We start from the raw sequence: 12,999 nt of genomic DNA, 5'->3' as shown, positions 1-12,999 counted from the left end.
GCTACATCAGCAGCCGCAAGCTTACTCGTCAGGCTGATGATCCTGCACTTGGTCGTGTCATATTCCTTATCCAGGCTTTTAAACAAACCCGAATATCCCTGAAAATGTCTCAGCATGCTCGCATCATCCGCCTCCGTCATGTGACCTTTGGTATCAGAGATAAAGTATACCCATTTCATTTCCTCAAAATCCAGCCCTTTTATCATTGCGATATAATCGATGATGTTGATCTTGTTTATAGAAGCAAACATATTGAGAATGATCAGACCATCATATCCTTTCAACTGATCTTCAACAGCTACAATATCAGCTGTAGCGCCGTGGCCTTCAAACAGTTCCTTAATGGCTGCCGCCTGCAACCCACCATCATTGGTCACCGCAAAACGCTTTCCTTTCAGCGAAGAGGTTTCTGTATTTACAATTCTGGAAGCCGTCAGTCCAAAGCGAAGCCTGGAAAGAGATTCGCTGACCGTAGCCTGCTCCTCTATAATTTTTTTAGCCTCAGTTACAGGTTCAAAATTATCCTGTTCTATTTCCGAGATCCAGCTGACCAGACCATTTAGTGTCTTGATCGCCGCCAGCTTCTCCATCAGGTCATCGCCGCCATCTTCCCCTTTACTAAACCCTATTTTTATTTTCAGCTCACCAATGATCTCCATACGTTTGATCGAATCGATGCTCAGGTCAGCCTCCAGATCCAGGTCCATGCCCAGCATGTCCTGCGGGTACCCGGTTTTTTCACTCACCACAGACAGGATTGCAGATTTAACATCCGCCAAACTGAATTTCACTGCCGACTGGGCCGGCGCAACCGTAGTCTGGGAAGCTTCAGCACCCGAAGCCACAACAGCAACTTCAGCAGATACTTTGGCAACCGCATGCTCATTGATCCAGTTCACCAGACCGTTTAGTGTCTTGATACCCGCCAATTGCTCCATAAAGCTGTCCTCACTGTCTTCCGCCGAAGCGAAACCGCCCAGTTCAGTACGCAATGCACCAATGATCTCCATACGTTTGATCGAATCAATGCTCAGATCAGCCTCAAGATCCATTTCCATACCCAGCATTTCCTGCGGATAACCCGTCTTGTCGCTCACGATCTTCATCAGCACCACTTTCACATCTACGTGCACCGCAGCAGGTTTTGAGGCCGCCTGCTGAGGCACCGCCACAGCTGGAACAACAGGTAAAGGCTGCACAAATGATTGAGGAGCACTCTGTGGCAAAGGCTGCTGATAAGCAACCTGCTGGTACATCGGCGGCAATGAAGCTGCACCCAGGAACTGCAGCATCACATCGCGCTGCGCCTGGATCATCATTTTCATGCTATTCATGTATTCCTGCATCATCACTTCCGCAGCATTTGAGGGAGCAGACTGATGTATGATTTCAGTTGTTATTGCTTTGTCTTTCATTTTTAGGGGTGTTATGATTGGCAATGCACCATACGCAGGAAGTTTCCCTGTTGATGGTACCGCATGCTGGCCGTCGATAATCCAAACGGTCGGACTTTTTTTATACTGCCCCGGCTCATCCAGGTTCAGCAACTTGCCATTGCGGCCTTCAAATAATTTCTCAACTTTTACCTCACGTCCCGTGGCAATATAAGTAGCCAGGGTACAAAGCAAATGGGTGATCTTGTTGTGCCCGTTATCTTCAGCATACAGCAGCAGTTCATCCTTGCCAATGCAGGCCTTCGTCAATGCGGTCAGCACCTTACCCGGGCCAACCTCTATAAAGATCCTTGCCCCCGCCGCATACATCTGCTGTACCTGCTCTACAAATTTCACAGGTTTCACCAAATGCTCGGTCAGTCTTTCCTTAACCGCAGACGCCTTCACAGGATAAACCGCGGCGGTAGTATTTGACCATACCGGCAATGCCAGGTTATTAAAATCAACACCGCTCAGTACTTCTTTATATAGTTCTTTAGATTTAGCAACCAGCGGACTGTGGAACGCACAAGCCACCTCTAGTTTTTTAAACGAGATCTTTTCTGTTTTCAGTGTTTCACCCAGTTTTTTAATTGCCGGAGTAGTACCCGCCAAAACAAGTTGCGTTGGCGAATTGAAGTTTACCGCATAAACATCTTTCAGACCGTCAATGACCTTAAACACATCCTCATCCTTGCAGTTCACCGCAATCATGGCACCTTTATCTCCGTCTTCCACGGCATTGAGAATAGACTGAGCCCTCTCCCTGCTCAGAAAGACCAGCTGCTCTTCATCAAAAGCACCCGCAAAACACAGTGCCGGCAATTCACCATAACTATGCCCCGCCACCATATCCGGCGCAATACCCAGATCCCTCAGGAAATTGGCAAGCGCAAGATCTACGATACCCAGCAAGGGCTGCGCCATCCGCGTATCCTTAATTCTTTCTTTTTGCGCCTTCAGCAAAGCCTCATCAAAGACCGCATTCGGGAACAGCACTTCCTCATATTCCGGTCTGTCTTTCAGCAATTTCCGCATGACCGGGAACATCACAAAAAGATCCCTGGCCATATTGATGCGCTGGCTTCCCTGACCGGGAAACATAAAGGCCACCTTGCCCTCTTTTCTTTTAGTGATGTAAGTATCCTTGCTTTCTACACCAGAAAGGGCCAGATCAATTTTCATGATCAGGTCCTCATCCCTGTCGGCCACAATACTCAATTGTATAGGCTTGGCACTACCTAGAGCCAGGCTGTAAGCAATGTCCTTCAATGAAATATTATCATTATCTTCCAGCAGGGCTTTTACCACACTCAGTTGTTTTTTAGCCTCCTCATAGGTATCGCCTCTAAAGACGAAAAGCTCTGAAGGCAAAGATTGCAATGCCGAATGCTGATCAGCCACAGCATGACCGCTCTCCAGCACCGCATGGAAATTAGTACCCCCAAAACCAAAGGCACTCACACCCGCATATCTTTTATCCTCCATCCATAAAGCCGCCTCTGTATGAAAGGCAAACGGACTTTTGGCCGCATTGTAATAACTGTTAGGGTTTTTCAGGTTGATGGTCGGCGGTTTTACCCCATGATAAACTGACAATGCTGCTTTGATCAGTCCGGCAATTCCGGCCGCACACTTGGTATGGCCGATCTGTGTCTTTACAGAACCCAGATGCGTTTGCCCGGCTACCGCACCCGACTGGTTCAGCATATCGGTCAGCGCACTCAGTTCCGTGCGGTCGCCCACCACAGTACCAGTGCCATGCGCCTCAATCAGACCCAATACCGAAGGCGAAATCCCAGCCTGGTCATATGCACGTTCCAAAGCCCGTACCTGTCCCGATTTGCGCGGAGCAGTCAGCCCAAGGCTTTTACCGTCGCTCGATCCGCCCACACCCTGTATCACCGCATAAACCTTATCACCATCCCTCAGCGCATCCTCATGACGCTTCAATACCACCATCGCCACACCTTCGCCCAATGCGATGCCATCTGCATCCGAATCAAAAGTAGCACACCTTCCCTTGCGGGACAACGCATGCGTACTCGAAAACATCAGGTAATCGTTGATGCCATTGTGCAGATCTGCCCCACCAGCCAGTACCATATCAGATTTCTCCAGAAAGAGTTCCTGGCAGGCCAGGTCTACCGCAGCAAGAGAGGAAGCGCAGGCCGCATCGACGGTATAATTGCGCCCGCCTAAATTCAGCCTGTTGGTGATCCTGCCCGAAATTACATTGGCCAGAATCCCCGGGAATGAATCCTCAGTCGTCTTAGGCAATGCCGCATCCAGCTCAGCAGGCATTTCACCAAACACCTGTTTGAAAAACCCCCTGAAACTGTAACTGTTGGCTAAATCGTTTCCGCCTTCAGCGCCAATAATGACAGACACATTCTCGGCATTGAAACTGCCGTCTTTATAACCCGCATTTTCCATGGCCTGTTTGGCCACCATCAGGCTCAATAACTGTGTAGGTTCTATCGCCGCCAACGACTGCGGTGGTATCCCATATTCCAGCGGATCAAAATCGATCTTAGGAATAAACCCTCCCCATTTGGAATGCGACATGTCATTAGCCGTCGAGGACGGATCATAATACAAATCTTTGTTCCAGCGCTCATCAGGCACCTCAGTCACCGAGTTCTTGCCCAGTATAATGTTACGCCAGTATTCTTCTATGTTTTTTGCACCCGGAAAGATACAGGCCATACCCACAATGGCCACATTCAGCGATTTCTGCTGCGCCAAAGGTACTTCTGCCAGCTCCGCCTGCTCAATGAACCGGTAATTTCCGTCAGCAACCTCTTTGTGCAGGTCCAGCACAGAAACGATCTTGTTGCACATCGAAGCCACCTGCCCGATCATGTACATGCCCAGCTCCAGCTGTTCTTTTTCTTCAATATTGACCAGTTCATCACCACGGCGCTCAATGCCTTTGGCAGCAATGCGCAGCCTCCCCACATTGAGTGTCTCGAGCTTCGCCCAGATCTCTTTCTTATCCATGCCTGTTCTGCGCAGCTTCTCCTTTTCCTCATTAAAGAACTCCGCAAAAGGCGAATTCAGGCACCTGGTTTCATGTCCCGGTGCTGTTTCCAGCAATATCGTATCGGCCGATGACATGGCCTGCTCCTGGAACTGATCCTTGATCGCTCCGGAACTCACCGCCTCTTTGGTATAGAGATAAGAAGTACCCATCAGCACCCCAACCTTCACTCCTTTGGCAGCCAAAGGCGCAGCCATTACCGAAATGAATGCCGTAGATAAAGCATCATGGATCCCGCCGGCAAAGAATACACTGATCTCTTCGGGCTTATCTTCCTTCAATAATCTTTCAATTTGTTTTTCCCAGAGCACCATGCTGGACAGCGGACCAACATGGCCGCCGCACTCCCGGCCTTCAAATACAAAACGTCTTGCACCTTCCTTTAGGAACATATCCAGTAAAGAAGCAGAAGGCACATGCAGAAAGGTTTTAATGCCCAGCTTTTCCAGCGGTCTGGCCTGAGAAGGCCTTCCCCCCGCGATCAGTACCACCGGCGGCAGTTCTTCCATAATATATTTTAACTGCTCCTCCCGCAGTTCCTGCGGTGCAAAACCCAATATCCCGACACCCCAGGTCTTATCACCTGCCAGCGCTTTGGTATCTTTGATCAATTGTTTAGCTGTATCCCCCTTCAATAAAGACAAGGCGATAAAAGGCAAAGCCCCTGCTTCAGCTACCGCATTGGCAAAAGGAGCCACATCACTCACACGGGTCATCGGTCCCTGTGCAATCGGATAGGTCATCCCCAGGTCTATCGCCAGGTCATTACCTGCACTGATCACATTCAGTGATTTCGCCTGTCTAAGGTGACCATAAATCGCCTCCCGAAAACCAAAAACCAGTTTATCTATTTTTTTATAGCGGCCAAACAAGTCCTGCCCGATGGCAATGTCCTGCCCCAGTGGCAGAAAATCTTTTTCCAGATCAAACCCATTATAATAAGCCTCCAGATCTTTCTCAGTCGCATCATCAGCCAGTACCGGTGAATTCGGGCGAACCAGTACACGCGTATTGCCGATCAACCGGGTCTCCGTTCCGCTTAATTTCTCACAAACCCTTTTGATGGACTCAGGCGCACTGCATTCCGGAAAGAGCACCAGCTGACTGTCCAGTACCACACCTTTAGCACCGGAAGCCACCGCAGCAGCAGCAGTATGTATTCCCGCACCGCCCTGGATATAAACATCAATATCCTTAAATTCTTTAATGACCCGCTGAAAAAGCACATATGAGGATTCGTAGCCTACTTTGCCTGCGCCTTCATTGCCTTTTACAATGATTCCGTCAGCACCATCTGCATAAGCCTGTCGTGCCTCATCAATAGTATGGATCTGGTAAAGAAGTTTAGCGTGTTTATTTTCAGGTGGTTTTATACCATAAGGCAAAACCATCAGCTTTACCTGTTCAGGTAAAGGGACATTCATGAAGTCATCCGAAACCAGGCATACGCCAAATCCGTTCGGGCATTTTAGTACCAGCTGTCTGATCGCTTCGACAGCTTCAGCTCTGTCTCTTCCGAGATGGAGCACAGGAAAGGCACTGGCATTTTGCAAAGAGAGCATGAGCTTTACATCAGGCCTTTCAAATGGAGTAATTCCAATAATTACAGGAGTTTTCATGTTTGTTGAGGGTGATTAGGGTTCAACTTTCTTGTTGTTCTTAAATATTGACGCGCAATACTTACAGAAGCAGGGATTTTAACACAGAAAACAAAATGATTTTTATTCAATTGGCTCTATATCAGGAAAATTATGTGTTTAAGGGGCAAATATTTCATCAACATTACAAAAACACCATAAAAGCAATAATCCTACGCTTTTGTTGATGTAAAATTACTAACTAAATTCACGGACTTCACTGTATTAGGTAAAATGAACAAAAAGAACAAAACAAAAATGCCCTTTACCTGTGTAATTTCGCAGTTATTTAATGAAATGATAATACTAAAGTTAAAACAGATAATAAAACGTGAACACCATGCGTTTGATTAACCGCTAATTTTTAACTTCGCAAGATGAACGCAGATGAATATGAAGCAGCTTTTCAGGGCATTGACCTGCCCGCGACTGCCGAGCTTTTTCCGGGCACCATAGTTTCTGATGTACCGGCATTTATTAACAATTCCATATCATTGCTCAGGACCGTCAGAAACCCGAAGCAAACAGACGTCATTCAATACCGGCTGGACAGGCTGCTGGAACTGATAGCAAGCGGCGAACAGACCATCTGACGCTATTTACCAGTCTCCGTGTGCGGCGCATCAACCGGTTTAGATTCGGGCGAGCCCTTTTGCCGCAGGTAAATGGTGAGAAAAACAATAGAAAAAACAGAAAGGAACTCACTCTGCCAGTTCTGGAAGGTCTCAAACCAAAATCTGGGCTGCATCACAAATTCCATCATGCTTTCAACAGGCTTATGTTTCAAGGCCTGCTCAATATTATGGTCCTGCCAGCTCCCGTAGAAATGCATTGCCCAGCTGAAGAAGAATAAGATAAAAAACGCAATGGAGAGCGAATTGCTGTAAAGTTTCAACACCCAGCCGCCTTTTTTAACTGGCCATGGCGCGTCTTTTCCAGGTACAGGTTCGCGGTCCACCTCTTCTTTTTCGTCAGGCGATTTGGATTCAGCCGAGCCAACCTGCCGCAGCCCTACAGTAAGCAGAACATACAAAGCCATCTGCAGAAACTCACTTTCAAAATTCTCAAAAGTAGCCGATATAAAATGTCCGCTTTGCAGGTAAACAGGAAAGCTGATCTCAGGAGCATGCTCATCAGTGAGTTCCTCATTGTGCTCCTTCCAGCCCGAGAACGCCTGGGCCACCAGCGTGAACAAAAACAACAGCAGAAAAACAATAGTCAGACCGTTGCGGTAGAAAAATGAGTGCTGTGTCCTCTTAGCTTGGGTTTTCATAGACACTGATCTCTTTGCCAATTGCCTGTATGACAGCGTCATCCAAAAGAATATCCTGATGTCCGGAACTCTCATCATATTCGTAAACCGGAAAACCACCCGGTTCCAGCTGGTCTGCAGTGACCGCCTCCCAGTTGCCTCCCCTGCTGCCCATAAAGACCTCTCCGATCAGGGCGCCGTGGTAAACGACCTTAAAAGCTCCCGCTTCCTGCGGATGAATATTCAAATCGATCTTTTCCCCGCCCGATTTGATGATGATGTTAAACGGATCCATAATTTATGCTGTTTAGTTCATTTTCCTTATAACTCCTTCGGGCGGATATTGTTTTGAAAATCGTGCTTACAAACCGGACAGATAATTATTGATCAGCAAAGCGGTATGCTTTACGCTCTGCAGCACCACCTCCTCCGGATTCCCCGAAAAAACAATACGGTCGGAAAATATGGTCTTCGCGTCATGGAGACCATAAAAGAACATGGTACCCACAGGCTTCTCCGCAGTTTCACTTCCGCCCGGAGCGGGCAATCCTGTAATGCCAATATGTATATCAGCTGCTATCAGCCTGCTCAGCCCCGAGGCAATCGCCTCAGTTACCTCCATTGACTCCGGAGTATATTGTTTGATCAGGGCCGCAGGAACTCTGAGTAAACTTTCTTTCAGACAAGCATCATAACAGGCAATACCGCCTTTTAAAAACTTACCCGCATTTTCAACCATGGAAAACTCATCGGTAAGCCTGCCTGCCGTTGCACTTTCCGCAAACGCAATGCTCAGTTCTCTGTCGATCAGCAGATCTCCGCAGGATGCCACTTCAGTTATCATGTTCTTTACTTCAGATTAATTGTTATTCAGTCAGCAGCTACAACAACCACCGGAAGCAAATTGTTGTAAAAAATACTGCGCCTTTAAAGAATGATCAAAAATTTAAAATTCATAAAACAATCTTCTTTGAAAGGGGTTCAATGGGTACATCTATAAATTAAAATATACCACTATGGCAACTACAAAAAAAACCGGAAAAATGGAAGATTCAGAATTCCATGAATTCTTTATCGACGAACTGAAAGACATTTACTGGGCAGAAAAACACCTGGTAAAAGCATTACCCAAAATGCAGAAAGCAGCAACAAGTCCCGAGCTTGCCGCAGCTTTTGAAAAGCATACCCAGGAAACACAAACACACATCGATACCCTGGAACAGGTATTTGAATTGCTGGGCGAAAAAGCCGCAGCCAAAAAGTGTGATGCAATGGCCGGCTTAATAGAAGAGGCGAACGGTGTCATCGAAGACACTGAGGCCGGCACCATGGTCCGTGATGCCGGATTAATCTTAGCGGCACAAAAAGTAGAGCACTACGAAATCGAGACGTATGGCACCCTGAGGGTATTCGCGGCCCATATGGGACATACCGATGTTGAAGAACTCTTGTCTCAAACCCTTGAAAATGAAAAGGCAACAGATGTAGCACTTACAGAAGCAGCCGAAGGCTTTATCAACGAGCAGGCAGCTGCTGAATAAGTAAATAAGCAGTTCCCCAGCCCCCGGTCATGATGACAGGGGGCTTTTTTTATCAGTAACTCAGTCAGACCGCTTCAAGATCATCGTTTTCATAGAGGTTGATCTCCCAGCCAATCCGGTCAACCACGTGATCATTCAGCTCTATTTCTATTCTTTCGCCAACCCGGCCGGGTTCATAAAGCGGCAGGTCACCAGCGCTGATCTTATGCTGCTCTATCAGATCCCAGTCTTTCCCGTCAAAGCAGACCCCGCCGAGTATACCACCAAAATAGATCACCTTGTAATATCCTTCATCTGTCGGTAAAATCGTGAGCGTGACCTCATTTGTGCCGTAAGAAATTTTAACATTATAGGGTTCCATAGTTCATCATTATTAAATCTATCCAGCAAAATGTTTAATCATAACCAGTAAAACATTAACATAAAAAAAGCCCTTTTGTTTACAGGAATTATCAGGAAATCTTTCGCGTTCACCCTGTAATACACGTATTTAACCCCTCAAATCGGGTAGTTATCCCCAAAACATCGACAATATTGCTTTGTTGTCTAAGGGCAACCCCTATAAATCCTACCTCCTATGAATGAATTAACTTTTAACTCACAAATCTGCGGATACCGGGCGTCACTGATGCAGTCCGCAATGAAATTTACCGGCAACAACAACGATGCAGATGATCTTGTACAGGACACCCTGATCAAAGCCATCCGCTATGAGACGATGTACAAAGAAGGCACTAACCTGCGCGGCTGGCTGTTTACGATCATGAAAAATACATTTATTAACAACTACAGGAGCCTGCTAAAGAGAAAAGCGGTGGTAGTAACCAATGAAGACCTGCTGGCCTATCCTATGCCCGCTTATGCCGTCCGCAACCGTGGGGAGGCCAAGTTTATGATGGAAGACATCAACAAGGCACTGCACAACCTTCAGCCCGCCTATTCAATTCCTTTTCTCAGGTATTTTGAAGGCTACAAGTACCATGAGATTGCTGATGAACTGAGCATTCCCGTTGGTACAGTGAAAACCCGGATCCATATCGCAAGGAAATTGCTGAAGGCTGACCTTAAAATGTACAGCGATGATTTCGCCAGACTGATGAAGACTGCCTGATCTGCGAGTAATATTTACTAAACTATAACTAAAGAACTGATAAACAATTGGATTTTTCAGGAATCAACTACATACTATTCTATAACTGGTATAACTATAGACGGATAAGACAGCTGTACCTTTCTGCACTATTCCTGCGCTTATCCTGCAGACATGGAGAAGGTGCTTAGTACTTCATACGCAGCGGCAGGCTGAACCAGAATTCAGATCCTTCGCCCTCTTTGCTGTTGACACCGATCTCTCCGTTGTGTTTCCGGATGATCTCCGCACAAATGAAAAGGCCGAGGCCAAGGCCGGGCTGTTTCTGGGTCAGGGAAGATTCGACCCGGTAAAATTGCTCGAACACCAGCTGTTGTTTTTCAGCAGGGATGCCCGCTCCCCTGTCTATGATGCAGACATGAATACGGTCATCTTTTACTGCACTTTTGATTTTCAGGTATTTTTCTCCGTCGGAATATTTGAGTGCATTTGCAATGAAATTGTTGATTACCTGTTCGATCCGGTCCCGGTCTGCCTTAATGATCAGCTCTGCTTGCGGAATATCCGTTTCTACAGTCAGGTCAGGATTAGTTGTTTTGACATTGTCGATACAGCTTTTTAAGGCCTCAGTGATGCTGAAGTTGTTCATCAGGCAATGGATGTTGTCTGCATTTGTGCTGAGGCTGTCCTGAAGGTCTGAGATCAGGTGCAGCATTTTATTCAGCTGCACATCCATTTTTTCCACTGTTTTGATATAGTCCGGCAACTGGTCTTTGTGCAACTGCAGATGCATCATTTGAAGGTATGCTTTTAAGACAGTAATGGGTGTCTTGAGTTCATGAATAGTCATGCTGACAAAATCCTGAGACTTAGCTTTTTCGCTCTGTGTTGTGTTGTCAGTTTTACTCATCGTTATATCTTTCAGAAAGATACGTGTAATTTCTTTAAAATCAATGAACGCGCGGCATCAATACTTCCTCGTTTGGAAAACATTACAAATGTATTAAGCTTTTTGTTCTTTTAATGCGTATTTCCACGGGACCTGGTGGAAAATACGGGATTGAATCTATTGAATGATTCCATTGACTACCGCAAAACGGATAAGGGACGCGGTATTCCGGGCGCCAGTCTTGTCAATCAGGTTTTGACGGTGTCCTTCAATGGTCCTTTTGCTGATGAAAAGCCGCTCCGACATTTCGTTATTGGTCAGGCCTTCTGCGATCAGGCCGAGGACTTCTATTTCCCGCAAGGAAAATTCTATATCGGACGTGGGGTGCAGCAGGACATTTTGACTGTTCTTTAACGACTTGTCCAGCTGGGTCATCGTTAACTCGGCACACAAGTACTTCCCTCCGCCGCTCACATGTTTCAGCGCAAAGATAAGTTCATCAGCGTTTACATTTTTGAGCAAATATCCGGATGCGCCTTCAAGAAAGGCCTGGGCCACATATTTTTCATTGTCGTGCATCGAAAGCATCACAATTTTGGTGTCCGGACTTGCTGTTTTCATTTCTCTAAGCAGGGAAATTCCGTCAAGTCCGGGCATATTGATGTCCGCGAGCACAATATCTGTCTTTAGTCCCCGGGCGAAATACTCCAGTACTTCCAGGCCATTTTCCGCTTCTGCGACGATATGAATACTTTTATCGGTCTCGAGTAACATCCTGATGCCGTTGCGGACAATTGTGTGGTCTTCAGCAAGTAATACCTGTAACATCTCTTAAAAATTAGTTTTCTTTATCATTTAATTCATGTGTCATTTCGCATCATATTGTTTGGCGATCGTTACTGTATTTTTTAATGCTGCTGACATATTTGTTTAATTAATAAACCGCCAGTTCAGATAACTGGGGATCGTTTTTAAAGCTGATGGTAATGACGGTTCCTTTATTTGAGGTATTGAGCTCCATTTGTCCGTTGAGCAGGTAGATCCGGTTTCTAATGGCCCGCAGGCCTGAGCCTCTCAATACGGCCCGGTCCAGCTCTTCCTTAAATCCTATACCGTTATCGCTTAAGATCAGGGTGATCTGGCCATGCGCAGTACCGATCCTGATTTCTGCTATGGAAGCATGGGCATGTTTGATGCAATTGTTGATCAGCTCCTGGATCATTCTGAACAAATAAAGCTGTATGTTCTGGTGCAGGTGGTCGGCGGAGCTTTTTATCGAAGTTTTAATGCGAAAGGCAGGCGTGCTGAAACGCTGGGCCATTTCCCGGATTCCGGCTGTAAAGCCAAAATCCCTAAGCACGGATGGTGTAAGCTCGTAGGACAGTTCCCGCGTTTCACGGATGGCCTGGTCGAGCAGGTTGTTTACGTTTTTAAAATCGTCTTTCAGATTGCGTGTCACCTGTATGTTCTGGAGATTCATCCGAATGCCGTACAAAATCTGACAGACACTGTCGTGAAGCGCGCTGCTGATCTTATGGCGTTCTTTTTCCTGTGCATCAAAGGCTGCGGACAGGATCAGTCTTTGTTTTTCGGTTTCCTGTTTCTGAGACTCCTCGGTTATTTTTTTACTTTCGGTGATGTCCATGATCACTCCTGCAAAATAGTTGGATGCCAGCGGATTGTGAACCTCTTTCCCTCTGACAGACATGATCTGGATGTTTCCATCTTTGGACATGACCTTAAACTCGAGCGCTATTTCTTTGAAATTGTTGATGGCACTGAGCAGGCTTCGCCTGATCTGAGTCTGCTCTGCGGGATGGATGAGGTCTATAAAGCCATTGATGCTTCCGTCAAACTCCCATGGGGCAATTTGAAGCAGGGAGTAGCTAAAATTGTCCAGGAATACCTTATTGCTGGCCAGGCTCATGGTCCAGGTCCCCGTACCGCAGGCGGTCAGCGTCACTTCGAGTCGCTGCGAGGTATCCATTAGCTGCTGCTGGCCCAGGCGGCTTTCGGTAATGTCAATTACTGCAATGTAATATTGTCTTTTTCGGGTGATGGCATTGTAAATTGCAGTGCCCTCCATCCGGGTATAGCACTCTCCGTCATTGTTA

General features: G+C 46.6%; 11 protein-coding genes. 3 read left to right on the top strand and 8 right to left on the bottom strand.

Annotated elements, in window-relative coordinates:
- Positions 1 to 6,095 (bottom strand): polyketide synthase (locus tag VK541_RS23200; protein WP_324372962.1); only part of this gene is annotated, 6,095 nt, incomplete at its 3' end.
- 395 nt (positions 6,096 to 6,490) lie between these two features.
- Here VK541_RS23200 and VK541_RS23195 point away from each other — a divergent pair.
- Positions 6,491 to 6,706, top strand: a complete 216-nt coding sequence (locus tag VK541_RS23195) for a DUF6965 family protein (RefSeq protein WP_324372961.1) — start codon at positions 6,491 to 6,493, stop codon at positions 6,704 to 6,706.
- A 2-nt stretch (positions 6,707 to 6,708) separates the two neighbouring features.
- Here the strand turns inward: VK541_RS23195 and VK541_RS23190 are convergent, their stop codons facing one another.
- The 3 genes from VK541_RS23190 to VK541_RS23180 all read right to left on the bottom strand — a co-directional run bounded on the left by VK541_RS23190 (position 6,709) and on the right by VK541_RS23180 (position 8,209).
- The gene (locus VK541_RS23190; protein ID WP_324372960.1) at positions 6,709 to 7,386 is read right to left on the bottom strand and encodes a DUF6766 family protein; all 678 of its coding nucleotides are present in this window, start codon (positions 7,384 to 7,386) and stop codon (positions 6,709 to 6,711) included.
- Positions 7,370 to 7,660 carry a hypothetical protein gene (locus VK541_RS23185; RefSeq protein WP_324372959.1) on the bottom strand — a complete coding sequence of 97 codons (291 nt, stop codon included), beginning with the start codon at positions 7,658 to 7,660 and terminating at the stop codon, positions 7,370 to 7,372. The genes VK541_RS23190 and VK541_RS23185 overlap by 17 nt, the downstream gene beginning before the upstream one ends.
- A 66-nt stretch (positions 7,661 to 7,726) precedes the next feature.
- Positions 7,727 to 8,209, bottom strand: a complete 483-nt coding sequence (locus VK541_RS23180; RefSeq protein WP_324372958.1) for a CinA family protein — start codon at positions 8,207 to 8,209, stop codon at positions 7,727 to 7,729.
- Positions 8,210 to 8,381: 172 nt separating this feature from the next.
- Here VK541_RS23180 and VK541_RS23175 point away from each other — a divergent pair, with 172 nt between their 5' ends.
- Positions 8,382 to 8,906: a ferritin-like domain-containing protein gene (locus tag VK541_RS23175; protein ID WP_324372957.1), complete on the top strand. Its 525-nt coding sequence runs from the start codon at positions 8,382 to 8,384 to the stop codon at positions 8,904 to 8,906.
- A 64-nt stretch (positions 8,907 to 8,970) separates the two neighbouring features.
- Here VK541_RS23175 and VK541_RS23170 read toward each other — a convergent pair whose 3' ends face one another.
- Entirely contained in the window at positions 8,971 to 9,267 is a 297-nt protein-coding gene (locus tag VK541_RS23170) for a hypothetical protein (protein ID WP_324372956.1), read from the bottom strand.
- Between the two features lie 216 nt (positions 9,268 to 9,483).
- Here VK541_RS23170 and VK541_RS23165 point away from each other — a divergent pair, with 216 nt between their 5' ends.
- Positions 9,484 to 10,017 carry an RNA polymerase sigma factor gene (locus tag VK541_RS23165; RefSeq protein WP_324372955.1) on the top strand — a complete coding sequence of 178 codons (534 nt, stop codon included), beginning with the start codon at positions 9,484 to 9,486 and terminating at the stop codon, positions 10,015 to 10,017.
- Positions 10,018 to 10,183: 166 nt separating this feature from the next.
- Here VK541_RS23165 and VK541_RS23160 read toward each other — a convergent pair whose 3' ends face one another.
- From VK541_RS23160 to VK541_RS23150, 3 genes are all read right to left on the bottom strand, one after another.
- Positions 10,184 to 10,906: a HAMP domain-containing sensor histidine kinase gene (locus VK541_RS23160; RefSeq protein ID WP_324372954.1), complete on the bottom strand. Its 723-nt coding sequence runs from the start codon at positions 10,904 to 10,906 to the stop codon at positions 10,184 to 10,186.
- Between the two features lie 156 nt (positions 10,907 to 11,062).
- Entirely contained in the window at positions 11,063 to 11,713 is a 651-nt protein-coding gene (locus VK541_RS23155) for a response regulator transcription factor (protein WP_324372952.1), read from the bottom strand.
- Between the two features lie 106 nt (positions 11,714 to 11,819).
- The coding region (locus VK541_RS23150) for a sensor histidine kinase (protein ID WP_324372951.1) at positions 11,820 to 12,999 on the bottom strand (1,180 nt) is incomplete at its 5' end.

It is taken from the genome of Pedobacter sp. (genome assembly GCF_035317785.1).
Lineage (GTDB): Bacteria > Bacteroidota > Bacteroidia > Sphingobacteriales > Sphingobacteriaceae > Pedobacter.
The sequence above is the reverse complement of the archived record's forward strand: the minus strand, read 5'-3'. Positions and strand labels throughout refer to the sequence as shown.